General features: G+C 65.2%; 23 protein-coding genes. 11 read left to right on the forward strand and 12 right to left on the reverse strand.

Translation table 11 applies throughout. The annotated features are described in order from the left end of the window. Positions 1 to 22 precede the first annotated feature (22 nt). Both FBZ93_RS02065 and FBZ93_RS02070 read left to right on the forward strand, forming a co-directional pair. Positions 23 to 1,228 carry an ABC transporter substrate-binding protein gene (locus tag FBZ93_RS02065; protein ID WP_146984322.1) on the forward strand — a complete coding sequence of 402 codons (1,206 nt, stop codon included), beginning with the start codon at positions 23 to 25 and terminating at the stop codon, positions 1,226 to 1,228. 180 nt (positions 1,229 to 1,408) lie between these two features. Next, positions 1,409 to 2,458, forward strand: coding sequence for a hypothetical protein (locus FBZ93_RS02070; protein ID WP_146984323.1), 1,050 nt, complete (start codon positions 1,409 to 1,411; stop codon positions 2,456 to 2,458). Positions 2,459 to 2,525: 67 nt separating this feature from the next. On the opposite strand, the gene gmk is transcribed toward FBZ93_RS02070, so the two are convergent. From gmk to FBZ93_RS02115, 9 genes are all read right to left on the reverse strand, one after another. Next, positions 2,526 to 3,179 carry a guanylate kinase gene (gmk, locus tag FBZ93_RS02075; RefSeq protein WP_208763947.1) on the reverse strand — a complete coding sequence of 218 codons (654 nt, stop codon included), beginning with the start codon at positions 3,177 to 3,179 and terminating at the stop codon, positions 2,526 to 2,528. 3 nt (positions 3,180 to 3,182) lie between these two features. Beyond that, positions 3,183 to 4,070: a YicC/YloC family endoribonuclease gene (locus FBZ93_RS02080; RefSeq protein ID WP_146984325.1), complete on the reverse strand. Its 888-nt coding sequence runs from the start codon at positions 4,068 to 4,070 to the stop codon at positions 3,183 to 3,185. 194 nt (positions 4,071 to 4,264) lie between these two features. Beyond that, positions 4,265 to 5,524: an endolytic transglycosylase MltG gene (gene mltG, locus FBZ93_RS02085; RefSeq protein ID WP_146984326.1), complete on the reverse strand. Its 1,260-nt coding sequence runs from the start codon at positions 5,522 to 5,524 to the stop codon at positions 4,265 to 4,267. Between the two features lie 225 nt (positions 5,525 to 5,749). Further along, complete coding sequence (gene fabF / locus FBZ93_RS02090; RefSeq protein ID WP_146984327.1) at positions 5,750 to 7,015, reverse strand: beta-ketoacyl-ACP synthase II; 1,266 nt, start codon at positions 7,013 to 7,015, stop codon at positions 5,750 to 5,752. 96 nt (positions 7,016 to 7,111) lie between these two features. Beyond that, entirely contained in the window at positions 7,112 to 7,351 is a 240-nt protein-coding gene (locus FBZ93_RS02095; protein WP_002716125.1) for an acyl carrier protein, read from the reverse strand. Positions 7,352 to 7,640: 289 nt separating this feature from the next. After that, positions 7,641 to 8,378 (reverse strand): 3-oxoacyl-[acyl-carrier-protein] reductase, encoded by a 738-nt coding sequence (fabG, locus tag FBZ93_RS02100; protein ID WP_024581467.1) that lies wholly within the window; start codon positions 8,376 to 8,378, stop codon positions 7,641 to 7,643. Positions 8,379 to 8,396: 18 nt separating this feature from the next. After that, complete coding sequence (gene fabD, locus FBZ93_RS02105; RefSeq protein ID WP_146984328.1) at positions 8,397 to 9,350, reverse strand: ACP S-malonyltransferase; 954 nt, start codon at positions 9,348 to 9,350, stop codon at positions 8,397 to 8,399. Between the two features lie 220 nt (positions 9,351 to 9,570). Further along, positions 9,571 to 10,596 carry a fatty acid desaturase family protein gene (locus FBZ93_RS02110; protein ID WP_146984329.1) on the reverse strand — a complete coding sequence of 342 codons (1,026 nt, stop codon included), beginning with the start codon at positions 10,594 to 10,596 and terminating at the stop codon, positions 9,571 to 9,573. Then, positions 10,593 to 11,303 carry a TetR/AcrR family transcriptional regulator C-terminal domain-containing protein gene (locus tag FBZ93_RS02115; protein ID WP_146984330.1) on the reverse strand — a complete coding sequence of 237 codons (711 nt, stop codon included), beginning with the start codon at positions 11,301 to 11,303 and terminating at the stop codon, positions 10,593 to 10,595. Before FBZ93_RS02115 ends, FBZ93_RS02110 begins: the two co-directional genes overlap by 4 nt. A 339-nt stretch (positions 11,304 to 11,642) precedes the next feature. Here FBZ93_RS02115 and rpsF point away from each other — a divergent pair, with 339 nt between their 5' ends. From rpsF to rplI, 4 genes are all read left to right on the forward strand, one after another. Further along, positions 11,643 to 12,107, forward strand: coding sequence for a 30S ribosomal protein S6 (gene rpsF / locus FBZ93_RS02120; RefSeq protein WP_028335160.1), 465 nt, complete (start codon positions 11,643 to 11,645; stop codon positions 12,105 to 12,107). A gap of 6 nt (positions 12,108 to 12,113) precedes the next feature. Next, positions 12,114 to 12,353: a 30S ribosomal protein S18 gene (gene rpsR / locus FBZ93_RS02125; RefSeq protein ID WP_016844287.1), complete on the forward strand. Its 240-nt coding sequence runs from the start codon at positions 12,114 to 12,116 to the stop codon at positions 12,351 to 12,353. 127 nt (positions 12,354 to 12,480) lie between these two features. Further along, positions 12,481 to 13,443 carry a DUF2232 domain-containing protein gene (locus FBZ93_RS02130; RefSeq protein ID WP_146984331.1) on the forward strand — a complete coding sequence of 321 codons (963 nt, stop codon included), beginning with the start codon at positions 12,481 to 12,483 and terminating at the stop codon, positions 13,441 to 13,443. Positions 13,444 to 13,494: 51 nt separating this feature from the next. After that, entirely contained in the window at positions 13,495 to 14,097 is a 603-nt protein-coding gene (gene rplI, locus FBZ93_RS02135) for a 50S ribosomal protein L9 (protein ID WP_146984332.1), read from the forward strand. Between the two features lie 48 nt (positions 14,098 to 14,145). Here the strand turns inward: rplI and FBZ93_RS02140 are convergent, their stop codons facing one another. From FBZ93_RS02140 to FBZ93_RS02150, 3 genes are all read right to left on the reverse strand, one after another. Then, positions 14,146 to 14,607 carry a PaaI family thioesterase gene (locus tag FBZ93_RS02140; protein ID WP_146984333.1) on the reverse strand — a complete coding sequence of 154 codons (462 nt, stop codon included), beginning with the start codon at positions 14,605 to 14,607 and terminating at the stop codon, positions 14,146 to 14,148. Further along, the gene (locus tag FBZ93_RS02145) at positions 14,604 to 15,209 is read right to left on the reverse strand and encodes a TetR/AcrR family transcriptional regulator (protein ID WP_146984334.1); all 606 of its coding nucleotides are present in this window, start codon (positions 15,207 to 15,209) and stop codon (positions 14,604 to 14,606) included. The genes FBZ93_RS02140 and FBZ93_RS02145 overlap by 4 nt, the downstream gene beginning before the upstream one ends. A 101-nt stretch (positions 15,210 to 15,310) precedes the next feature. After that, the gene (locus tag FBZ93_RS02150; RefSeq protein WP_146984335.1) at positions 15,311 to 16,273 is read right to left on the reverse strand and encodes a hypothetical protein; all 963 of its coding nucleotides are present in this window, start codon (positions 16,271 to 16,273) and stop codon (positions 15,311 to 15,313) included. Positions 16,274 to 16,531: 258 nt separating this feature from the next. Between FBZ93_RS02150 and FBZ93_RS02155 the strand changes: the two genes are divergently transcribed. From FBZ93_RS02155 to FBZ93_RS02180, 5 genes are all read left to right on the forward strand, one after another. Next, positions 16,532 to 17,785: an SAM-dependent methyltransferase gene (locus FBZ93_RS02155; protein WP_146984336.1), complete on the forward strand. Its 1,254-nt coding sequence runs from the start codon at positions 16,532 to 16,534 to the stop codon at positions 17,783 to 17,785. A 789-nt stretch (positions 17,786 to 18,574) separates the two neighbouring features. Then, on the forward strand, positions 18,575 to 20,077 hold the full coding sequence (locus FBZ93_RS02165) for a replicative DNA helicase (protein WP_050425454.1): 1,503 nt from the start codon (positions 18,575 to 18,577) through the stop codon (positions 20,075 to 20,077). Positions 20,078 to 20,128: 51 nt separating this feature from the next. Continuing rightward, positions 20,129 to 21,442: an alanine racemase gene (alr, locus tag FBZ93_RS02170; RefSeq protein WP_146984337.1), complete on the forward strand. Its 1,314-nt coding sequence runs from the start codon at positions 20,129 to 20,131 to the stop codon at positions 21,440 to 21,442. A 30-nt stretch (positions 21,443 to 21,472) separates the two neighbouring features. Beyond that, positions 21,473 to 22,243 (forward strand): exodeoxyribonuclease III, encoded by a 771-nt coding sequence (xth, locus tag FBZ93_RS02175; protein WP_146984714.1) that lies wholly within the window; start codon positions 21,473 to 21,475, stop codon positions 22,241 to 22,243. A gap of 393 nt (positions 22,244 to 22,636) precedes the next feature. Beyond that, positions 22,637 to 23,362 carry a sulfite exporter TauE/SafE family protein gene (locus FBZ93_RS02180; RefSeq protein WP_146984338.1) on the forward strand — a complete coding sequence of 242 codons (726 nt, stop codon included), beginning with the start codon at positions 22,637 to 22,639 and terminating at the stop codon, positions 23,360 to 23,362. Positions 23,363 to 23,468 lie beyond the last annotated feature (106 nt).

The raw sequence follows: 23,468 nt of genomic DNA on the forward strand, positions 1-23,468 counted from the left end.
ACCAAAATGGGGGAGGACGCGAATGAGGAAGAAACGTTCGACGATCCAGGCCTGGGCGGCGCTCGCCCTCGCCGTGACGCCGGCCCTTGCGCAAACGCGTTACGGGCCCGGCGTCACCGACAGCGACATCAAGATCGGCACCACGACGCCCTATAGCGGCCCGGCGTCGGCCTATTCGGCCGGCGCGGTCTCGATCACCGCCTATTTCGCGATGATCAACGATCAGGGCGGCGTCAACGGCCGCAAGATCAATTTCATCAGCCTCGACGATGCCTACAGCCCGCCGAAGACGGTCGAGCAGATCCGCCGCCTGATCGAGAGCGACGAGGTGCTGTTCCTCGTCAACCCGGTCGGCACCGCGCCCAACATGGCAGTGGTCAAATACATCAACCAGAAGCAGGTGCCGCATCTCTTCGTCGGATCAGGAGCTACGATCTTCAACGATCCCGAGCATTATCCGTGGACGATGAGCTGGACGCCGCATTACGCGTCCGAGGGCGAGATCTACGCAAGGTACATCCTGTCGACGCTGCCTGACGCCAGGATCGGCATCCTCGCGCAGAACGACGATCTGGGTCGCGACTACATACTCGGCTTCAAGCGCGGGCTCGGCGACAAGGCTGCGACGATGATCGTGTCGCAGCAGGCCTACAACACCAGCGATCCCACGGTGGATTCGCAGATCGTGTCGCTGAAGGCCGCGGGCGCCAACGTGCTGTTCATCGCCGCGGTGCCGAAATTCGCGGCCCAGGCGATCCGCAAGGCCTACGATATCGACTGGCACCCGCAGGAATTCCTCTCCAGCATCGGCTCCTCGATCGCGGGCGCGATCCGTCCCGCGGGTTTCGAGGCCGCCAAGGGCGTGATCTCCGCTGCGTATCAGAAGGACCCTGCCGATCCGCAGTGGAAGGACGATCCCGCCATGCAGGCCTGGAACGTCTGGATGGACAAGTACAACCCGCATGTCGACAAGAGCGACTACTACGCACCCTACGGCTACAACATCGGCTACGCCGTGGTGCAGATCCTCAAGCAGTGCGGCAACGACCTGACGCGCGAGAACGTCATGAAGCAGGCTTCCCATCTCGATATGGAGTTGCCGCTGCTGCTGCCCGGCATCCGGCTGCGGACCTCTCCGACCGACCTGCGCCCGATCAAGCAAATGCGTCTGGTCCGCTTCAACGGCCAGCGCTACGTGCTGTTCAGCGACGTGCTCGAAAGCAACTAGTCGTCCCCCGCGCGCAACCAATAAGCCGGTTCCTCGGCCTTCGGCTTGCCGCAATTGCGACACGCCGCGAGCCCCAATTAAGCCCTACCCGTTCCGGATTTGCGGCGCATTGCGACCCAACTCTTTGCCGAGATTGGTTTCACCAGCGTTTGCGTAAAAAAAGAAATACCGGGGACGTGTATGTCAAATCGTTCAGCGAAATTCGCTGCGGCGCTTGCCGCGAGCATCTTGGGGGGCGCCGGCTTCGGCGCCATGGCGCAGACCGCCGCCAATACCGCGAGCACCAACACGGCAGCTGCCAAGACGGCGGATGCCAAGACGGCGGACACCTGTCAGGCCGCGCCGAAGGGAACCGCGCCGGCGGGAAGCCACTGGTTCTATCACCTCGACCGCAGCACTAAGAAGAAGTGCTGGTACCTCGGTGACGCCGGGAACAAGGTTGTCGCCAAGCCCGCCACCGCGCAGCAACAGCCCGCGGCGCCGGACACCGCGACCGCCGACGCGACGTCGCCACAGAGCCAGCCGGCGACCGTGGTGCCGCCGCCCGCGATGCGCAAATCGGTCGCCAATGCCCATGCCGAGTGGCCCTCGCCGCAGGCCACAGCCGCGCCAGTGGCAGGCCCCGATGCAGCCCAGGCCAGCGGCGTGGCAGCGCAGGCCGATCCGGCGGCGCCCGCCGGCGCCAACGCCCAGCCGTCGGAGGTGAACGCCAGGTGGCTGGATGCATCGAGCATGGCCGGAACCAACGGCACAAGGCACGCGGCAGATCAGCCGACCGTGGTCGCGCAGGCCGACACGACGCCGCAACAAGCGGCCGCGCCAGCACCGGCCGCTCCCGCCACGGCCGAGGCCTCCGCCGAGAAGTCTTCGTCCTCAACGCAAATGCTGCTGATCGTGATGGTCGGCGCCCTGGCGCTCGCGGGCCTCGTCAGCGCGCTGGTGTTCCGCCTGACCCGCACGCGGACGCCACCCTACCAGATCAGCGACGAGTGGCGCGCGCCCTGGGACTCTCTCCATACCGAGCCGGCACCACCGATGTCCGTCGTCGGCCGTGACCGTCCGCTGCGTCTGTCGGAAGCAGCGCCGCGCCGTGCGGAGACCCCCGTTCCGCGCCGCGCCGAGACGCCGGTTGCTCGCCGTGAGGCGACTCGTGATCCCGGGCAGACCGAGCAGGACAACAAGCAGATCGCGGCGATGCTGCAGCGGCTGGCGCGCAGCGCGGCGAACTAGTGCTGGTTCTGGAATAAGAAAATGAGACGTGATGCGATCCGTTGCGATCGTATCACGATCGCGCGGGCTATTTCTCGAGCTGACGCTGCAGGCCACGCACGAATTCGGTGAGGCCGGTGCGGCGCTCGCGCTTGAGACGTTCGGCTTTCAGGATCGACTGCACCTCGGCAAAGGCGTCGTCGACGTTCTGGTTGACGACGATGTAGTCGTATTCCGCCCAGTGGCTCAGCTCGTGACTGGCGCGGTTCATCCGTCCGCGGATGACCTCTTCCGAATCCTGCGCCCGCGTATGCAATCGCTTCTCGAGATCGGCGGCCGACGGCGGCAGGATGAACACCCGCACGACGTCGGCGCTGGCTTTCTGGTGAAGCTGTTGGGTGCCCTGCCAGTCGATGTCGAACAGCACATCCTGTCCGACCGCTAGCGCCGCCTCGACCGGAGCGCGCGGCGTGCCGTAGAGATTGTCGAACACGGTCGCCCATTCGAGCAGTTCACCCTGCTCGACCATGCTCTCGAACTTCTTCTTGTCGACGAAAAAATAGTCGCGGCCATCGACCTCGCCCGGCCGCATCGGCCGTGTCGTCGCCGACACCGACATCTTCAGTCCCGGCTCGCGCTCGAGCAGCATGCGCGACAGCGTCGTCTTGCCGGCGCCCGAGGGCGACGACAGGACGAACATCAGTCCGCGCCGCTCAACGCCGTCAAAACCCTGCGCCGTCATCATTCACTCCAGATTCTGGACCTGTTCGCGGAACTGCTCGACCACGTTCTTCATCTCGAGGCCGGTGTTGGTCAGCTCGACGTCGTTCGACTTCGAGCAGCAGGTGTTGACCTCGCGGTTGAACTCCTGGGCGAGGAAGTCGAGCCGCCGCCCGACCGGACCGCCCTTGCCGATCATCTCGCGCGCCTGGCCGATATGGGAGGCGATGCGGTCGAGCTCCTCGCGGATATCGGCCTTGGTGGCGATCAGGATCGCCTCCTGGCTCAGCCGGTCGGCATCGAAGCGATCGGAGGTCTCCAGCAGCGCTGCGATCTGCTCGGCGAGCCGGGCCTTGATCGCCTCGGGTTTGCGGCCGGGCGCCGTCTCGGCGCGCTTGGCGAGCTTCTCGATCTCGTCCATCCGCTGCATCAGGATCTGGCCCAGCGCATCGCCCTCGCGGCGGCGCATCTCGACGAGGCTCGTGAGCGCCTGCTCGAAGGCCATCGCCGCGGCTTCGCGCGCCGCCTTGTCCTCTTCCTCGTTACTCTCGGGCTCGACGACCTCGATGACGCCCTTGATACCGAGCAGGCCGTCGATGCTCGGCGCCACCGCGTCGATCCGTTGCGCCAGCGTGCCCGCGACCTTCACGACGGCGGCGAGCACGTCCTCGTTGATACGGATCGCCTGCGCCGCATCGGTGCGCTTGACGGTGAGATTGGCGTAGACCGTGCCGCGCGACAACAGTTCGCCGGCGCGCTTCTTGGCCAAGGCTTCCAATTCGTCCCAGCCCGGCGGCAGCCGCAAGCGCAGGTCAAAGCCCTTGGCGTTGACCGATTTCAGCTCCCACTCGAACGTATAGGGACCGCTTGCGCCATGGCTTCGGGCAAAGCCAGTCATGCTCGACAGCGCCATCGCGTAAAACTCTCCAACAGAAGGATATGGGACCAACCCGGAGCCTTTCGAGACTCGTGGGCAGCGTTACGACCTTAAAACGGATTCCGTGAAAGTGGAATTACGTCCACCTTCGGGAAACGCAGAGCTAGAACATGATCTTCCGAAAGATCATGCCCAAACAAGAAGCTAAAGCGCGATGATCGCATCGCGCTTTAGCGCTGCACGACCGGCGGCGAATTGGTCTGCTGGGCTGCGCCCTGGCGACCGCTGCGCGGCGGCTTCTTTTGATTGGTGGGCTTCGGCGGCGTCGTCGCCGTCGGATTGGTGTCGGCCGTCCCCGGCGCCGCGGCGGCAGGCGCCGGATCATCCGCGGGCTCGACGGTGTCGTTCTGTATCTGCTTTTCAGACGCGCGCAGCTTGGCGACGTTCTTGGCGTGCTGGTCGTAGGTTTCGGTGAAGGCGTGACCGCCGGTTCCGTCCGCAACGAAGAACAGGTCACGGGTGCGCGCCGGATTGGCCGTCGCCTCCAGCGAGGCGCGGCCGGGATTGGCGATCGGTCCGGGCGGCAGGCCGTCGATCACATAGGTGTTGTAGGGCGACGGCTGCGTGATCTCGCTGCGCTTGATCGGACGCCCCAGCGTGCCCTTACCGCCCACCAGCCCGTAGATGATGGTCGGATCGGATTGCAGCTTCATCCGCTGCCGCAGGCGGTTGACGAACACGGCGGCAACGCGGCTGCGCTCGTCGGCGCGGCCGGTTTCCTTCTCGACGATCGAGGCCAGCGTCACCAGCTGGTCCGGCGATTTCAGCGGCGTGTCGGTGTTGCGGCGCTCCCAGATCTCGGCGAGCACGCGCTTCTGCGCCTGCTGCAGGCGCTGGATCACCTGGTCGCGCGTGGTGCCGCGCGGGAATTTATAGGTCTCCGGCAGCAGCGTGCCCTCGCGCGGAATCTCGCGCACCGAGCCGGTGAAGATGTCGTTGTCGGAGAGCCGCGTCACGATCTGCTCCGAGGTCAGGCCTTCCGGAATCGTCATGGCGTGCTGCACCACCTTGCCGTCGACAATGGTGGCGATGACGTCGCGCAGGCTGGCATTCTTCTGGAACGAATATTCGCCGGGCTTGAGATCGGAGCTCGCCTTCAGCGCAAACACGCCGCCGATGAAGACCCACGGATTGACGTTGATCACGCCCTCGCGCAACAGCACGTCGGCGATGTCGCGCTTGCCTGCGCGCGCGGGGATGTTGACGATCTTGTCTTCCTGCAGCGGTCCCGGCGATTCCAGCGCCTGCTTGCCGTAGTAGTAGGTCGCTCCGGCGCCGAGCATCAGGATGATCAGGATGGTGAAGATGGCATTGCCGACGATCACGAAGGGATTGCGGGCACGATCCGAGCGCTTGGGCGGCGGCGGAACCTGTTCAGGCTCCAGCGCGGCACGTGGACTCCTTGGTGAAATGGGCGGCCTCTCACTCATCGATGCAAACCAATATCCTGCCGGTTGAATCGTGGCCGGACAAACCCCTGCCCTGCCAATAGCATACGCCCGCTATTAGGAGTCACCGCGGAATACGGCAAAACGGTGGACTAGTTCTAAAGTCCCGTTCCGACTGAATCGGAACGGGACTTTGGATTCTTGTTTTGACGCGTTTTCTTCACGCGAACCGGTACCCACTTCGCTCGAAAACGCTCTAAAGACCTACTAATTGGTCACGCGCTGCACGATCACGGAGGCGTTTGTGCCGCCGAAACCGAAGGAATTGGACAGCGCCACATTCACGTCACGCTTGCGCGACGTATGCGGCACGAGATCAATCGCGGTTTGCACCGACGGATTGTCGAGATTGATGGTCGGCGGCACCACGTTATCGCGAATCGCCAGGATCGCGAAGATCGCCTCGATCGCACCGGCCGCACCGAGCAGATGTCCGGTCGCGGACTTGGTCGACGACATCGAAACCTTCGAAGCCGCGTTGCCGAGCAGACGCTCGACCGCGCCGAGCTCGATCTCGTCGCCGACCTGCGTCGAGGTGCCGTGCGCGTTGATGTAGTCGAGATCGGACGCCGCAAGGCCGGCGCGCTTCAACGCCATGCTCATGCTGCGGAAGCCGCCATTGCCGTCCGGCGGCGGCGAGGTGATGTGGAAGGCATCGCCCGACAGGCCATAACCGGTGACCTCGGCGTAGATCTTCGCGCCACGCCGCTTGGCATGCTCGTACTCCTCGAGCACGAGAACGCCGGCGCCCTCGCCCATCACGAAGCCGTCGCGATCCTTGTCATAGGGCCGCGATGCCTTTTCCGGGGTGTCGTTGAAGCCGGTGGACAGCGCACGCGCCGCGCAGAAGCCGGCGATGCCGATGCGGGAGATCGGCGATTCGGCGCCGCCCGCAACCATCACCTCGGCATCGCCGAGCGCGATCAGCCGCGCCGCATCGCCGACCGCATGCGCGCCCGTCGAGCACGCCGTGACGACCGCATGATTGGGACCCTTCAGGCCGTGCTCGATCGAGACGTAGCCGGACGCCAGATTGATCAGGCGGCCCGGAATAAAGAACGGAGAGACCCGGCGCGGTCCACGCTCCTTTAGCAGCACCGCGGTCTCGGCAATGCCGGTGAGGCCGCCGATGCCGGAGCCGATCATCGTGCCGGTGGCGAACTGGTCCTCATCGGACTTCGGATGCCAGTTGGCATCGTCGAGCGCCTGCTTGGCCGCGCACATCGCGTAGACGATAAAGTCGTCGACCTTGCGCTGGTCCTTCGGCTCCATCCACTGATCGGGATTGAAGGTGCCGTTGGAGCCGTCGCCGCGCGGAATGTAGCAGGCGACCTGGCTCGGCAGGTCGGATACCTCGAAGGTGTCGATCTTCTTGCCGCCGCTGTCTCCGGCAAGGATGCGCGCCCAAGTTGCGTCAACGCCGCAGCCGAGCGGTGTAAGCATGCCCAGCCCCGTGACGACAACTCGTCTCATTTCCACGTCTCCGGCCAGCAATGCGCGGCTAATAGTAAGAAGCCGGGGGACCGCTCGATCGCGGTCCGTCCGGCCCCGTCAACTTCGCGATCGGCGTCAGCTCTTCGCGTTCTTCTCAAGAAACTTGGTCGCGTCGCCCACGGTCAGGATCGTCTCCGCCGCGTCGTCGGGAATCTCGCAACCGAATTCTTCTTCGAAAGCCATCACGAGCTCGACCGTGTCGAGGCTGTCGGCGCCGAGGTCATCGATGAAGCTCGCGCTATCGACCACCTTCTCGGGTTCGACACCAAGGTGCTCGACCACAATCTTCTTAACCCGCTCGCCAATCTCACTCATCGTTCAACCTCGTTGTTCCATTGGACCCGACCCCAAGACGATACGAGCCATCGTGGTCGTCTCGATTACTCAGTCGCGCATAGTCTTGATTCGGCCCGGTCGTAGCCGACTAAAGCCCCGGCGAACGGCAGGCGTCGCCACGCCAATATACAGGGTTTCAAAATCCTGCAATGGCGTTCTTCGCCCATCCACGGGGGGTTCAGCTACCATACTTCCAAAGCCTTGACTACACGCCTGAACCGGCTCCCGAAAACGGCTTTTCGCCGCATTGCGAGAACCGGCAAGTAGCTCAAATCATGGCCATCCCACCGTTGACGTGAATCGTCTGTCCGGTGACGTAGGCGGCCTCGTTGGAGGCCAGATAGACCGCTGCCGCAGCGATATCCTCGGGCGTTCCGAGCCGCGCCGCAGGAACCTTGGCCAGGATGGTTTCGCGCTGCTTGTCGTTCAGCGCATCGGTCATCGGCGTCTTGATGAAGCCCGGCGCGATGCAGTTGGCGGTCACGCCGCGCTTGGCGTATTCGGCACCCAGCGTCTTGATCAGGCCGATGATGCCGGCCTTCGACGCGGTGTAGTTGCCCTGGCCTGGATTGCCGGTGACGCCGACGATCGAGGTGATCGCGATGATGCGGCCGAAGCGCTTGCGCATCATCAATTTGGTCGCGGCGCGCGCCAGGCGGAACGTCGCGGTCAGGTTGACCGCGATGACGTCGTCCCAATCCTCGTCGCGCAACTGCACGAACAGATTGTCGCGGGTGATGCCGGCATTGGCGATCAGGATGTCGACCTGCCCCATCGCGGCTTCCGCCGCCGGCACCAGCGCCTCGACGTCGTCCTTGCTGGAGAGGTTGCACGGCAGCACGTGAACGCGCTCGCCGAGCTTGGCCGCGAAGCCGTCCAGCACCTCGCGCCGCGTTCCCGATATCGCCACCGTCGCGCCCTGCGCGTGCAGCGCCTGCGCGATCGCGCCGCCGATGCCGCCGGTTGCGCCCGTGACGAGCGCGGTCTTGCCAGTCAGATCAAACATCGAATTCCCCTCCCGGCTTTAAGCCGACGCTGCCAGCGCATCCTTGGCTGCAGCAATATCGTTCGGACCGCCGACGGACACGCCGACCGCACCATCGGCGATGCGCTTGACGAGGCCGCTCAGCACCTTGCCGGCGCCGATCTCGAAGAACCGCGTCACGCCCTGCCCTGCCATATAGGCAACCGACTCGCGCCAGCGCACGGTGCCCGTGACCTGTTCGATCAGGCGGCGGCGGATCTCGTCGGGATCGGTGATGGCCGATGCCAGCACGTTGGAGACCAGCGGCGCAGCGGGCGCCTTGATGGTGACGCCGGACAGCGCCTCTGCCATCGCATCGGCGGCCGGCTGCATCAGCTTGCAGTGGAACGGCGCCGACACCGGCAGCAGCATCGCGCGCTTGGCGCCCTTGGTCTTGGCGATCTCGACCGCGCGATCGACCGCGGCCTTGTCGCCGGAGACCACCACCTGGCCGCCGCCATTGTCGTTGGCGGCCTGGCAGACCTGTCCCTGCGCCGCCTCATTGGCGACCGCGACGGCCGCCTCGTAATCGAGGCCGAGCAGCGCGGCCATCGCACCGGCGCCGACCGGCACCGCCTTTTGCATCGCGAGCCCGCGGATGCGCAGCAGCCGCGCGGTGTCGCTGACGGTCAGGCTGCCGGCGGCGGCAAGTGCCGAATACTCGCCGAGCGAATGCCCGGCAACGAACGCCGCGTTGCGGCCGACCGAGAAGCCGGCTTCGCTCTCAAGCACCCGCAAGGTGGCGATCGAGACCGCCATCAGGGCCGGCTGGGCATTTTCGGTGAGTTGCAGCGTCTCGCCCGGACCATCCCAGATGATCGCGGTCAGCTTCTCGCCCAGCGCGGCATCGACCTCGTCGAACACCGCCTTGGCGACCGGAAAGGCGTCGGCCAGCGCCTTGCCCATGCCAACCGCCTGCGAGCCCTGCCCGGGAAACGTAAATGCTGCCGTCATCGGCGATCCCTACCTTGTTGAGCGTGATCTCCGCGCAAGCGCCGCGCCTGCCGCAGGGGAAAACGGTATCCGCGTTGCGCAAATCGCGCCACAGCGGGTCCGGGCCAACCGTTGCGCCAAGTCGTGCAACCGGCCTCAGACCGGGCCGTAAGACACCGTTGGGGGGCGCGATGTCAAGCCGCGTGGGCGGAACCCCTGGGGATGCCGAACCGGTCCGGCCCTAGAATCCGCCGGCATTCTGGTCGGCGTTAACCTTGGCGCCGGCCTGCGCCCGGCGGGCGCTGTTGACCAATTGCCCGGGACGATCCTCGTGGGCGGGCCTCGCCGTCGCCAGCCGCAGCACGGCGGCGTAGCCCGGCTGCACCTCCATCCGCTCCGCATAGCGGCTTCCGCTCAGGATGCGATGGACGCGCGGCAGGTTGTAGCAGGGCACGTAGAACAGCAGATGATGCTCGAGGTGATAGTTCACGTAGTACGGCGCGATGAACAGCCGCTCGAGGACATTGGCCCGTGTGGTGCGGGTGTTGCGCAGGGGATCGGAGCTGTCGGGCACGACCGCATGCTCGGCAATGTTGCGGATGCGCGTGATCACCATCATCCAGGTCAAGAGCGGCACCAGCCACAACAGCGGATAGGCCCACCACACGCCCGCCGCGGTAAGGCCTGCGAACAGCAGCGCGTTGGTGACGCATTGCGGCCCGAGCTTCTGCCAGAAGTTTGCGGCGCGCCGCGGCAGCGGCCACTCCTTCGGCCCGATCGCATTGAGCAGTTGCGCCTTGCGCTGCTGGTAGCCGGTCTGCCCGGTGATGTCGCGGAGGAATTTCCGGCGGTAGCTCAGCTTGGTGATCGGAAACGGCGCGGACAGCACAAGATCCGGATCATCCTCCTGCTGGGTCCGCGCATGGTGCTGCAGATGATAGCGGCGATAGCCGCGGGTTTCCGCAAAGATCGGATAGGCGCAGAACCATTGGCTCAGCGTGAGATTGGTCTTTTCGTCCGCTGAAAGGCAGCCGTGTGCGCCGTCATGCATCAGGATGGCAAGGCCGAGCTGGCGCGAGCCGATGATCGCGACCGCAAGCAGATAGGTCAGCGGATTCGGCCACCATGCCACCAGCGCAATCGCGCCCAGGATCAGCACCCAGGCGTGCACGATCAACGCGACGCCTTTCCACGTCGTGCGCTCCCGCACCGCCACCAGTTCGTCCTCGGTGAGGAAATCGCGGGCTCGCATGCGCAGTGCGGTCATGAGCTTGTCTCCCCGTCCGTTGAAGGTGAAGTATCGCGATCACCGACCAGGCGCAGCCGCGTCGCATCATTGGTCGATGTCGCCGTTGCCTGCTCGCCGAGCGCGCGCAGCAATTCGCGGCACATCTCCTCAGGCGCACGGCCCATCGCGAAACCTTCGACGATCACGCCGATCGCAATCGCCCAGAACCGCCGCGAGCTCTCTTCCGGCGCGCGCAGCGAGCTCCAGCCGTGCCGTTCGACCTGGCCCGCATAGGCGCGCGCGCCTTCGCTGTGCAGACGCTCGATGGTGCGCTCGACCAAGGGCGCGAGGTCCTGCCGGCGCCGCGTCAGGGTCAGGGCCTCGGCGAAGAAGGCGACCGTGTCGGTTGCGGTCACGGTCTCGGCCAAAGCGTGGGTGTATTCGCGCGGCGTATGCGCCTGCAGGGCGGCCTGCTCGGTCGCGCGCGCCAGATAAAGCATGTCGCGGCTGGCGGCTTCGACGAACAGCGCTTCCTTGGTGCGGAAGTAATAGGTGATCTGGCTCGGAAACGCGTCCGCGGCCGCGGCGATATCGGAGATCGAGGTGCCCGAGAGCCCGCGCTCCTTGAACAGGCGGCTGGCGGCATCGAGCAGCAGCGAGCGCATCTTGCGCCCCGCCGAGCGCGTCGCGCGGACCGCGTGCTTCGGATCGAACGCAGACATGCCGCTGGCGGTCTCCGAACCCATCGATCGTCCTCCCTGAGATATTTGTATGATATACAAACAAAGAAATCAACAGGGAACCGGGCAAAGTTGCGCCTGATGGCCTTGAGGGCTACGACCTCCCCGCAAATCCGACGGCCGAGAACCCTTGCTTTCGCGGGCAAAATCCGTATAAGCGCGCCATTCGTGGGCTCCGGCCGGGAGCTGAACGGACGGTCTCAGCAAACTCACCCGTTGATTTTGATGTGGCAGGGCCAGTCGGCCCGTCGTCCCGTGCTCCCGCCTTCTGAGCAGCTCGAGTCCTTTCCGAAGGTCTCGAAGGGCTTGTCGCCGGAACCCGCGCCAACACAGGAAAGGACAACCATGCCTCTTTATGAGCATGTTTTTCTCGCGCGTCAGGATGCGAGCACCCAGCAGGTGGATGAACTGACGGCCCAGATGACGGGCATCGTCGAACAGGGCGGCGGCAAGGTCACCAAGACCGAGAGCTGGGGCGTGCGCTCCCTCACCTACCGCATGAACAAGAACCGCAAGGCGCATTTCGTGCTGATGAACATCGACGCTCCGTCGGCTGTCGTCACCGAGATCGAGCGCCAGGAGCGGATCAACGAAGACGTCATCCGCTATCTCACCGTGCGCGTCGAAGAGCACGAGGAAGGCCCGTCCGCGATGATGCGCAAGGCCGACCGTGATCGCGAGCGCGATGACCGTGGTGGTGGCTTCCGTGGCGACCGCGAAGGCGGCTTCCGCGGCGACCGCGAGGGTGGTTTCCGTGGCGACCGTGGTCCGCGCCGTCCGCGCGACGAAGAAGCTGCGACCGAGGAGTAATGAATCATGGCTGATGCTGGTGCCCGCCGTCCGTTTTTCCGTCGTCGCAAGTCCTGCCCGTTCACGGGCGCGAATGCGCCGAAGATCGACTACAAGGATTCCAAGCTGCTGATGCGTTATGTCTCCGAGCGCGGCAAGATCGTGCCGAGCCGCATCACGGCCGTGTCCGCCAAGAAGCAGCGTGAGCTCGCCCGCGCCATCAAGCGCGCGCGCTTCCTCGGCCTGCTGCCTTACGTGATCAGGTAATCGTTTCCGGCCGGCGGCACGCGCCGCCGGCCGCTTCTTTCTCATAAGGCTTCCGGGTCGTCCGGTCGCCGATGGTTGGGGTTCTCGAAGCAGGACCCCTAACCGCTCAAAGGGGGCGGGACAGCTGATGATCGCGATATTCACTGTTGCACTTGCGGCCGGCGCGGCGTCGGCGCTGATGTTCGCCTCGATCAGTTCGGGCGCGGCAATTTCGTTGCCGCTCGCTTATTTTGCTCCGCTGCCGCTGATGGTGGTTGGACTTGGCTGGGGCCCGGTCGCCGCCGCCGTCGGCGGAATTGCCGCAACCGGCGCAATGGCGATCGTTCTCGGTTGGTCGCACAGCATCGGATTCGGGCTAGCTGTGTTCTTGCCGGCCGTGTGGCTCGGTCACCTGGCCCTGCTCGGTCGACCAGTCGCCACCACAGCACTTGTGGGCAACCCAACCGATCTGGAATGGTATCCAGTTGACCGGATCCTTGTCTGGATCGTCGTCATAGCGATTCTCCTGGCAACCGCCATCCTTCTGGTGTTTGGCACGGACGCCCAGAGCATTGCCGAGACCGTACGACAGCTGTTGCGCGAGGCCATGCGCGGAACGGACGGTAATCTGACGGCCGAGCAAATCGATCAGTTCGCGAAACTGTTCGCGTTCCTCGCCCCGGTGGCGCTGCCGGTTAACGTAATCTTCTGGCTGACGCTGAACCTTTGGCTGGCGGCGAGGGTCGCGAGGACATCCGGACGGTTTCATCGGCCCTGGCCCGATCTGCGAAGCGTCGCGCTGCCGCCGATCACGCTCGTCATCATGGCGACCGCGATCGCCTTCTGCTTTGTCGGCGGGACAGTCGCGATGTTTGCAACGGTGATCGCGATGGCATTGCTGCTCGCGTACGCGATCGTCGGCTTCGCGGTCCTGCACATCCTGACCCTGTCGGCGAGCAATCGCGTTTTCTGGCTCGCCTCCACCTACGTCCTCATGTTCCTTTTTAGCGGACTGATCCTGTTGATGACCGCGCTTGGCATCGCCGATGCCGTGTTCGGACTGCGCCAGCGCTATCTGCAAACGAGACCGCCGCCTCTGCCGGCGGAGTGAGATTCGATCCAACCACTCAAAACTGTACTTAGCATCTAAAGGAGAACGAAAATGGAAGTCATTCTGCTCGAACGCGTCGCCAAGCTTGGCCAGATGGGCGAAGTCGTGCGCGTCAAGGACGGGTTCGCTCGCAATTTCCTGCTGAAGCGCGGCAAGGCGCTGCGCGCCACCGAGGCGAACCGCGCCAAGTATGACGGCATGAAGGCCGAGCTCGAGGCCAACAACATCAAGGCCAAGGGCGAAGCCAGCGTGGTCGCCGAGAAGATCGACGGCCGCGACATCATCATCATCCGCCAGGCCTCCGAGTCCGGCCAGCTGTTCGGCTCGGTCACGGTGCGCGACATCGTCGCTGCGCTCGCCGCCGACGGCGTGACGGTTGCCCGTCCGCAGGTCTGGCTCGACTCGCCGATCAAGGTGATCGGCGCGCAGAAGGTGACGATCGCCGTTCATCCCGAGGTCGAGGCCAGCGTCACCGTGACGGTCGCCCGCTCCGCCGAGGAGGCCGAGCGTATCAAGCGCGGCGAGGACATCTCGACCCGCCAGGAAGACCAGGACGCTGCCGCCGAAGCGCTCGCCGCCGCCGGCGAATTCTTCGATCCGGAAGCCCAGCACGACGACGAAGCCGCGCCGGCTCCGGCTGCCGAAGAGAAGTAAGCTTCTCGCGATCGTCCAACCGACCACACGCGACCAAGCCCGGCCCCATCAGGCCGGGCTTTGGATTCGTGCCGCCGCGTGATCGTCGAGCATCGCGATCGATGCCAGCGCGGTCGCGGTGTGCTTCTCCTTGCCGTCGATGATGCAGAACACATCGGCTGCAACGACGGCGACCTGACGTCCGGGCTTTATCACGCGCGCGCGGCAGATCAGCCGATCGCCCGATGCCGGCGACAGCAGGTTCAATTTGTATTCCGCGGTCAGCGCCGGCTGGCCGCGCGACGTCGCCGCCGCGATCGTGGTGGCATTGTCGACCAGGAACGCCGTCACCCCGCCGTGAAACAGGCCGTGCTGCTGCAACAGTTCCGGCCGGCGATCGACCGCGAGCGTGCATGATCCGCGCGATAGCTCGGCCACTTCAGCACCGACCAGACCCATAAAACCCTGACGGCCGACATTGTCGCGGATCCGCGTTTCGATCGGCGCAAAATCCGGATCGCTCTCGTTCATGACGTCCCTCCTGTTCGCTCCGCCGCACCCGGCGCCACCACCGCGCGGATCGCGCAGGCGATCAGCGTCTCGGCCTGTTCGCGCGGATCGCCGCCCTGGCGGCCCGACAAATAGGCGCGGCAGAAGATCTGCGCCGGCCCGATGATCTGGCTGAAGAACAGCACAGCGCTCATCGGCAGCAATTCGCCGCGTGCGAGCAGCGGCGCGCGCCAGCGCTCGATGCCGTCAGTAAGCCTGGAATTCTCGGCGCGCTGCGCGCCGCGCACCTCCGCGCTCCACTCGCTGCGTGAAATCTCGAACAGGAATCGCGCCTCGCGCCTGGAGGTCACGACCCAGTCGAGATGGGCGTGGATCAGCCGCGCGACGCCCTCGCTGGCGCCGCAGGTCTCATCGACCGAGGTGATGATGGCGGCGTGATAGGCCTGCAGGATCTCCAGGAACAACGTTCCGGCGAGCTCCTTCTTCGAGGTGAAGAAGTGGAAGAAGCTGCCGTTGGACGCGCGAGCGCGGGAGCGGATCTCGGCCACCGTCGCGCCCTCGAAACCGTCTCGGTCGAACACCGCCAGTCCCGCCGCCAGCAGATCTTCGCGCGCCGTGCTCACTGCGTCTCCTCGACGTATCCTTGACTAGATCAACACTCTAGAGTGTTACTCTAGTGGCAGTCAAATGAATACGCCGGACCTCAGAGGCCCGGCGTCGGCAGTTACTTCGAGCTTGGCGCTTCCGGCGTACCGGAGCCTGACGTCGTCGGGGGCGGAGGTGGCGGAGGCGGAGGTGCGGCCGCGGTCACCGGCGCAGCGGGTGCCGGTGTGGGAGAAGCCGCAGCGGCCGGCTCGGACGAGGCCGGCGCCGGAGTGACCTGCGGAACCGGGTCGTTATGCACAGCAGAAGGCTCGCTGCTCTTCGGCGCATCGAGCTTGGCCGCGTCGGGCTGACTTGCAGGCTTGGCCGCCGGCTTCTCGGCCTCGCCCTTGTCTTCGCGCTTCACGGCCGTCTGGGCCTTGGGCTCATCGCCCGCGGACTCGCCCTTCGGCGTCTCGTCGGACTTCGGCTCCTCGACCGGCTTGCCGCGACGGCCATGCTTCTGCCGCGACGGCCTGCCCTCGCCGGCAGCCTGCGGGGTCTGGCCGTCGTCCGGCTTGGCTCCCTCCGGCGTCTCGCTCGGGCGCGCCATGCGCTTGCCGCGGTGAGCGGGACGTCCTTCGGGATTCAAACCGTCGGCGTCGGGCTTAGCCCCGTCCTTGGCCCCTTCCTTGGCCCCTTCCTGCGGCACTGCACCCTGGTGCTGCCGGCGAGACGGACGCTCGGCCGGCTGGTCCGGAGACTGGTTCGCCTCCTGGCGGCCGTCCCTCGCACCCTGCTTGGAGCCCTTGGGCTGATCCTTGGCCTGGTAACGCGGATCGTTGGCGCCGTTGGAAATCAGATAGGACGACAGCACGCCGGCCATGTCGCTCGACGTCGTGTAGTGCTGGCGCAGGAAGCCGGGCAGCGAACCGGCCGGCACCGTCTTCAGGAGGCCGCGCGGGCTCTTGTGGCAGGCTGTACAGGTGCTCCCGAAAATCTGGGAGGGGCTCTTGCCGGCCTCGAGGTTTTGCGCACGCGCCGATCCGGCCGACAGGCCAATCAGAAGCGCCACCGTCGCCAGACTGAGGGCTCGGCTCAACATTCCTTAAGTCTCCAAATTCCGGAAAAATTGCCGCCTGCGCCTCATGGATCGGCCGCGGCGGTCACCTTGTAGCCGATTATCACGCGAATGGAAGCGCGCGCATGACGCATCCACGCAATTGTCACATTTTGGAATATCGGCTTTGACGCCAACGCAGTAGCGGCCTTTAATTCCCTGCTTATCTTGAGGTTGGGGACACATTGGAGTGATCAGCTCCGGTGGTGTCGGTGTGCAGCTTGCCGTTCCGTTGGTGTTTCGATGGACCGATTGTTGCGATACTTCTTGGGGCGCTTCATCCGCCGTGGTTCGATCACGTTCACGACCGCGAGCGGCGCTCAATTCAGCTGTGGTGACGGCACGGGAGTTCCGGTCGCCGTACAATTCATGTCCAGAGCGGCCGAAATCCGCATTCTGATCGATCCCGAACTGTACCTCGGCGAAGCCTTCATGGACGGCACGTTCGTGGTGGAGCAAGGCACCATCGCCGACGTGCTGGCCGTCCTGATGGGCCAGGCAGCCATGTTGCCGAACTTTGCCAGATTACAGGCCTGGCTGCGCTTCCTCGGACGGCGCGCCCAGCAGATCAATGTGCGCGGCCGCTCCAGGAGCAACGTCGCCCGCCATTACGATCTCGACGGCCGCCTTTATTCCCTCTTCCTCGACGCGGACAAGCAATACAGCTGCGCCTATTTCGAGACGCCGGACGCGACGCTGGACGACGCCCAGCTCGCCAAGAAGCGCCACCTCGCCGCAAAGCTCCTGATCACGCCCGGCCAGCGCGTTCTCGACATCGGTTCCGGCTGGGGCGGCCTCGGGCTCTATCTCGCCGAGATGAGCGGCGCCGACGTCACCGGCGTCACGCTGTCGACCGAACAGCTGCAGATTTCCAACGCCCGGGCGGCGGAGCGGAACCTGGCGAAATCGGCCCGTTTCCTGATGCAGGATTACCGCGACATCCCCGGCCCGTTCGACCGCATCGTCTCGGTCGGCATGTTCGAGCATGTCGGGGTCGCCTACTACGAAACCTTCTTCAAGCGCTGCGCCGAGCTCTTGAGCGACGACGGCGTCATGATGCTGCACTCGATCGGCCGCTCGACCGGTCCCGACGTCACCAGCCCCTGGATCCGGAAATACATCTTCCCCGGCGGGTATATTCCGGCGCTCTCCGAGGTCATGCCGGCGATCGAGAAGGCCGGATTGCTGATCTGCGACATGGAGATCCTGCGGCTGCACTACGCGGAGACCCTGAAGGCCTGGCGCGACCGCTTCATGGCTCGGCGCGAGGAAGCCGTGCGGCTCTACGACGAGACCTTTGCCCGGATGTGGGAGTTCTACCTGGCGGCCTCGGAGATGTCGTTCCGCGTCCAGAACATGATGAACTTCCAGCTGCAGCTCACCAAGCGCCAGGGCGTCGTGCCGATGACCCGCGATTATATCGGGCGCGAGGAAGGCCGGCTGCGGCTCAGGGAAGCCGGCGCCGCAAAGCCCCGGCTGCAACTCGCCGGCGAGTAAATCCGCGACAAATGGTGCTGCTATCTGCGCAGGCTGAAAGCCGACCCGCAATGGGCGAAGCTTGGGGCCGGACGCGCCAGATGCGCGACGGCGGCGGAAACCAGCCTCGCATCGCAGGGAACATTCCGGATCTCTGGACGGGCCGCCTGCTCCATCGCTTCGACCAGCGCCGCCAGCCAGCGGCGGTCCGCACCGCCCGCTCGGCCAAGCCCTGATCGTGCTGTCTGAAACTCGTGAGCCATCGACCCCGTATCTTCCCTGAGCGAGGACAACCCGGAATCCGCCGGGTCGTTCCCGCGAAGCTGCCGCAAAGAAAATGCGGCAGATGTGATCTGCTTCACAGAGGTCCGTTCCGGGCTGTCGTAGTGGTCCGGAATGACCCGAGAAACGCATCAGACGATGTTGGACCCGCAGCGCGACCTCGTGACCGATTACGCCTTGATCGCAACTGGCGTGGCCGCCGCCTTGATCGCGCTGGCTTTCCTCATTCTGGTCTGAGCAGCCGGGGCCAGCACCAACCTCGCTGCTGATAGGGCGCGCTAACCGCAAAAAAGGTTCAGGGCGCGCCGAACTTTTGCCAACGCCATCGCGGACCGGCCGCCTTCCGCCCGACTCCGGGCAAAACCCCGTCAAGCGGAATGCATCCGGCGATCCCGGATTCCCACATCGCGTTGTGTGAATCGTGCATAAGAAACATCCGACCTTTCGCTTCGCGCCGGGCTGGCGCTTGATCGCCGCCCCACAGCCGAAAATCTCAGTAACGACGAAATCAGAAGAATAAGCTCGTCCATGGCCTTGATTGATTCGAACGTCCACAAGCTCGCGCCCGATGCCGCATCCCCGACCTATCGGAGTGCGCCGCACAACATCGAAGCTGAGCAGAGCCTTCTGGGCGCGATCCTGGTCAACAACGACGCGTTCTATCGCGTCTCGGACTTTTTGGAGCCGAAGCATTTCTTTGAGCCGCTGCACCAGACGATCTACGAGACCGCGAGCTCGCTGATCCGGATGGGCAAGGTCGCGACCCCCGTCACCCTGAAGACGTTCCTGCCGGCCGATACCGACATCGGCGGGATGACGATCAGCCAATACCTCGCCCGCCTCGCCGCCGAAGCGACCACCATCATCAACGCCCAGGATTACGGCCGTACCGTTTACGACCTGAGCCTGCGGCGCAATCTGATCCAGATCGGCGAGGACATCGTCAACGTCGCCTACGATGCGCCGGTCGATTTCGCCCCGCGCGCGCAGATCGAGGACGCCGAGCGGCAGCTCTACAGCCTGGCCGAAACCGGCCGCTACGACGGCGGCTTCCAGCGCTTTGCGCAAGCGCTGACGATCGCCGTCGACATGGCAGCCAAGGCATTCCAGCGCGACGGCAAGCTGTCCGGCATCTCGACCGGCCTGCGCGACCTCGACGCCCGCATGGGCGGCCTGCAGCCGTCCGACCTCATCATCCTCGCCGGCCGCCCCGGCATGGGCAAAACCTCGCTTGCCACCAACATCGCCTACAACATCGCCAAGGCCTATGAGGGCGAGGTCCAGCCGGACGGCACCACGAAGGCGATCCACGGTGGCTCGGTCGGCTTCTTCTCCTGCGAAATGAGCGGCGAACAGCTCGCCACCCGTATTCTCGCCGAACGCACCGGCATCCCCTCGAGCTCGATCCGCCGCGGCGGCATCTCCGAGCTTGATTTCGAGAAGATCCGCGACTGCTCGATCGAGCTGCAGTCGCTGCCGTTCTATGTCGACGAAACCGGCGGCCTTTCGATCTCGCAGCTCACCGCGCGCGCCCGCCGCCTCAAGCGGCAGAAGGGCCTCGATCTGATCGTGATCGACTACATCCAGCTGCTGCAGGGCTCGGGCAAGAAGGGCAACGACAACCGCGTCCAGGAAATCACCGAGATCACGACAAACCTGAAGGCGCTGGCGAAGGAATTGAACGTTCCGATCATCGCGCTGTCGCAGCTGTCGCGTCAGGTCGAAAACCGCGACGACAAGCGGCCGCAACTGTCCGACCTGCGTGAATCCGGTTCGATCGAGCAGGACGCCGACGTCGTGATGTTCGTGTATCGCGAGGAATACTACCTCGCGAACAAGGAACCGCGTCCCGGCACCCCCGAGCACGAGAAGTGGCAGATGGAAATGGGGCTCGCCCATGGCAAGGCCGAAGTCATCATCGGCAAGCAGCGCCACGGCCCGACCGGCACGGTCGATCTGCACTTCGAGGCCAGCGTGACGCGGTTCGGCGACCTCGCGCCCGACGGTCAGGTTCCGGATCGCGCCTATTGATGATCCCGCGGCGCGGTTGAACGGCGCAAGCCCCCCGCGTACAACTGCGCCATGAACATCGTGACCGACGCGAAATCGCAGCTGACGCCCGAAGCCAATCTGCTGGCGGCGCATCCGGCCGCCACCGGCATCCTGACCATCGACCTCGACGCCATCATCGCCAACTGGCGCAAGCTCGAGAAGACCGCGGTACCGGCGGAATGCGCCGCCGTGGTCAAGGCCAACGCCTATGGCTGCGGTGCCGAGCAGGTGTCGCGGGCGCTGGCCAAGGCCGGCTGCAAGACCTTCTTCGTCGCCACCGTCGAGGAGGCCGCCGCGGTGCGCGCGGCCGTTCCGCAGGCAACCGTGTACGCGCTCGGCGGCTTCTTCCAGCAGACCGGCGACGCCTACGCCAAAATCGACTGCAAGCCTGTGATCGGCGATCTCAACGAACTCGCCGAATGGGACGTGTTCTGCCGCCGCTCCGGCTGGTCCGGCGGCGCCGCCATTCATATCGACACCGGCATGAACCGGCTCGGGCTTACCGTGAGCGAGGCGCAGGGCATCATCCCGCGCATCAATGCCGGCGACCACGGCATCACGCTGGTCATGAGCCACCTCGCCTCCGCCGAACTCCTGAACAATCCCGCGAATGCAAAACAGCTTGCGAGCTTCCGCGAGATCGCGAGCCTGTTCACCGGCGTGCCGGCCTCGCTGGCGAATTCCTCCGGCGTGTTCCTCGGCGCCCAATTTCAGTTCGAGATGGTGCGGCCCGGCTGCGCGCTCTACGGCGTCAATCCGACGCCGGAGGCCGACAACCCGATGCAGCAGGTGGTCGACCTGAAGGCGCGCATCGTGCAGATCCGCAACATCGATCGCGGCGAGACCGTCGGCTATGGCGGCACCTGGACTGCGCGCCGGCCGACCCGGCTTGCGATCGTCGCGGCCGGCTATGCCGACGGCTATTTCCGCGCCGCCAGCGCCAATGACGGCACCCGCGGCGCCGAGGTCATGGTCGCCGGCAAGCGTTGCCCGATCGCCGGCCGCGTCTCGATGGACCTGATCGCGGTCGATGTTACCGACCTCGACAAGAACGCCGTGCGGCGCGGCCACATGGTAACGCTGATCGGCGAAGGCATCACGGTCGACGAGGTGGCGCATCATTTCGGCACCATCGGCTATGAGGTGCTGACCAGCCTCGGCCGCCGCTTCGTGCGCATCTACAAGGGCGGCGACGCGGTTGCCGTGAGCGACACCGTCGCCGAGAAGAGCGAGCCGGCCGCCGCGCAAGCGGCGCCGCCAGTCTTGCCCTCCGCAGCACCGGCCGCGCCGCCGAGCTTGCCGACAGCAACGCCAGCTGCGCCGCCGCCATTGCCGTCCGCCTGACGACATCAATCGTCGCGATCACGAATGCGCATGAAGATCGCGACCTTCAACATCAACAACGTCAACCGGCGGCTGCCGAACCTGCTGCGCTGGCTGACATCGGTCAAGCCCGACGTCGTCAGCCTGCAGGAGCTCAAGGCCAGCGACGCCGAGTTTCCGCAAGCCGCGATCGAGAAGGCCGGCTACGGCGCGGTGTGGCAGGGGCAGAAGACCTGGAACGGCGTCGCCATCCTCGCGCGCAACGCCGAGCCGGTCCTGATCCGCACCGCCCTGCCCGGCGACGCCGGCGATCATGAAGCGCGCTACATCGAGGCCGCGGTGCGCGGCATCGTCGTCACCAGCCTCTATCTGCCGAACGGCAATCCGCAGCCCGGGCCGAAATTCGATTACAAGCTGGCCTGGTTCAAGCGGCTGCGCACGCATGCCGCCAAGCTGCTCAAGCAGGACGTCCCCGTGGTGCTGGCCGGCGACTACAATGTCGCGCCGACGCCGTTCGACATCTATCCGACGCGCTCCTGGGACAAGGATGCGCTGATCCAGCCGAAGAGCCGCGCCGCGTTCAAGGCGCTGGTCGACCAGGGCTGGTGCGATGCGATCCGCACGCTGCATCCGGACCAGCAGATGTTCACCTTCTGGGACTACAAGCGCCAGCGCTGGCCGCGCGATGCGGGCCTGCGGCTCGATCATCTGCTGCTCAGCCCCGCCGTCGCGGCGCGGCTTCAGAAGGCCGGCGTCGACCGCGACATCCGCGGCGAGGAAGGCGCCAGCGATCACGCGCCGGCGTGGGTGGTGTTGAAGTGATGGACCTCCGTCGCAAATGATGCGGGTGAGTTCTGTCTCAACTTGTTCGGCGTCATCACCCGCGAAAGCGGGTGATCCAGTATTCCAGAGGCAGCCGTGCTCAAGCCGAGGGCCGCGGGCGATGACGCTGTGGCTGGGGCATGACTCCCTCCCCACGTCGTCCCTGCGAAAGCAGGGACCCATAACCACAAATGCTCATTGTTGAACGACGCCGGAACGACGAATCCCGTCCACCACATCCGCCGCGGAGTATGGGTCCCTGCTTGCGCAGGGACGACGATGAGGATGGTTCTCGATTCACCAGATCGACATGATTTGCCCGAGGCTGACGCGGGGGCTTGCGCCGTCGGGCTGCTCGGAGGTATGGGCGATCACACCTCACGGAGCGGACAGGTGGGCTTTCTCTTCGTCCTGATCGTCGGCCTGGTCGCCGGCACCATCTCGGGCATCGTCGGCACCGGCTCGTCGATCATGCTGATGCCGGTGCTGGTCTATCAGTACGGGCCCAAGCAGGCGGTGCCGATCATGGCGGTCGCCGCCGTGATGGCCAATCTCTCGCGCATCCTGGCGTGGTGGCGCGAGGTCGACTGGCGTGCCTGCCTCGCCTACTCGATCACGGGCATCCCGGCCGCAGCCCTCGGCGCGCGCACCCTGCTCGCACTGCCGTCGCGTGCGGTCGATATCGCGATCGGCGTGTTCTTGATCGCGATGGTGCCGGTGCGGCACTGGCTCGCCAAACACAAGCTCAAAGCCAATCTCTGGCACCTGATGATCGGCGGCGCGCTCATCGGCTATCTCACCGGCATCGTGGCCTCGACCGGTCCGCTCAGCGTGCCGCTGTTTCTGTTCTACGGCCTCAGCAAGGGCGCGTTCCTCGCCACCGAGGCGGCGAGTTCGCTCGGGCTCTATGTCAGCAAGTCGGTGACGTTCGAACGATTCGGCGCGCTGACGCCTGATATCGCACTGAAGGGCCTGATCGCCGGCGCCTCGCTGATGGCCGGCGCCTTCATCGCCAAACGCTTCGTGCTGCAGATGAAGCCGGAATCGTTCCGCCTGATCATGGACGGCATCATGCTGGCGGCGGGCACGGCGCTGCTGTGGTCGGCAATGGCGGCGTAGGCTCGCAGGCATGTCGTGATTTTACGGGGGTCGACGCGCACCTGGACGTCGTACTCCGAAAGAGCCCTGTTGAGCGCCAGTTCCCGGTGTTATCCGGATTGCCACC

Origin of the sequence: Bradyrhizobium macuxiense (assembly GCF_007993935.1) — a bacterium.
In the GTDB taxonomy this organism is placed as follows: domain Bacteria; phylum Pseudomonadota; class Alphaproteobacteria; order Rhizobiales; family Xanthobacteraceae; genus Bradyrhizobium; species Bradyrhizobium macuxiense_A.

Bases quoted from the DNA above. Each gene is read 5' to 3' on its own strand.
- mltG (WP_146984326.1), bottom strand. From the start codon at position 5,524: ATGAGTGAGAGGCCGCCCATTTCACCAAGGAGTCCACGTGCCGCGCTG.
- FBZ93_RS02155 (WP_146984336.1), top strand. From the start codon at position 16,532: ATGGACCGATTGTTGCGATACTTCTTGGGGCGCTTCATCCGCCGTGGT.
- FBZ93_RS02150 (WP_146984335.1), bottom strand. From the start codon at position 16,273: ATGTTGAGCCGAGCCCTCAGTCTGGCGACGGTGGCGCTTCTGATTGGC.
- FBZ93_RS02115 (WP_146984330.1), bottom strand. From the start codon at position 11,303: ATGGGTTCGGAGACCGCCAGCGGCATGTCTGCGTTCGATCCGAAGCAC.
- FBZ93_RS02130 (WP_146984331.1), top strand. From the start codon at position 12,481: ATGATCGCGATATTCACTGTTGCACTTGCGGCCGGCGCGGCGTCGGCG.
- rpsF (WP_028335160.1), top strand. From the start codon at position 11,643: ATGCCTCTTTATGAGCATGTTTTTCTCGCGCGTCAGGATGCGAGCACC.
- gmk (WP_208763947.1), bottom strand. From the start codon at position 3,179: ATGACGGCGCAGGGTTTTGACGGCGTTGAGCGGCGCGGACTGATGTTC.
- FBZ93_RS02140 (WP_146984333.1), bottom strand. From the start codon at position 14,607: ATGAACGAGAGCGATCCGGATTTTGCGCCGATCGAAACGCGGATCCGC.
- fabG (WP_024581467.1), bottom strand. From the start codon at position 8,378: ATGTTTGATCTGACTGGCAAGACCGCGCTCGTCACGGGCGCAACCGGC.
- rpsR (WP_016844287.1), top strand. From the start codon at position 12,114: ATGGCTGATGCTGGTGCCCGCCGTCCGTTTTTCCGTCGTCGCAAGTCC.
- alr (WP_146984337.1), top strand. From the start codon at position 20,129: ATGAACATCGTGACCGACGCGAAATCGCAGCTGACGCCCGAAGCCAAT.
- FBZ93_RS02110 (WP_146984329.1), bottom strand. From the start codon at position 10,596: ATGACCGCACTGCGCATGCGAGCCCGCGATTTCCTCACCGAGGACGAA.
- FBZ93_RS02165 (WP_050425454.1), top strand. From the start codon at position 18,575: ATGGCCTTGATTGATTCGAACGTCCACAAGCTCGCGCCCGATGCCGCA.
- FBZ93_RS02065 (WP_146984322.1), top strand. From the start codon at position 23: ATGAGGAAGAAACGTTCGACGATCCAGGCCTGGGCGGCGCTCGCCCTC.
- FBZ93_RS02070 (WP_146984323.1), top strand. From the start codon at position 1,409: ATGTCAAATCGTTCAGCGAAATTCGCTGCGGCGCTTGCCGCGAGCATC.
- FBZ93_RS02080 (WP_146984325.1), bottom strand. From the start codon at position 4,070: ATGGCGCTGTCGAGCATGACTGGCTTTGCCCGAAGCCATGGCGCAAGC.
- rplI (WP_146984332.1), top strand. From the start codon at position 13,495: ATGGAAGTCATTCTGCTCGAACGCGTCGCCAAGCTTGGCCAGATGGGC.
- fabF (WP_146984327.1), bottom strand. From the start codon at position 7,015: ATGAGACGAGTTGTCGTCACGGGGCTGGGCATGCTTACACCGCTCGGC.
- FBZ93_RS02095 (WP_002716125.1), bottom strand. From the start codon at position 7,351: ATGAGTGAGATTGGCGAGCGGGTTAAGAAGATTGTGGTCGAGCACCTT.
- xth (WP_146984714.1), top strand. From the start codon at position 21,473: ATGAAGATCGCGACCTTCAACATCAACAACGTCAACCGGCGGCTGCCG.
- fabD (WP_146984328.1), bottom strand. From the start codon at position 9,350: ATGACGGCAGCATTTACGTTTCCCGGGCAGGGCTCGCAGGCGGTTGGC.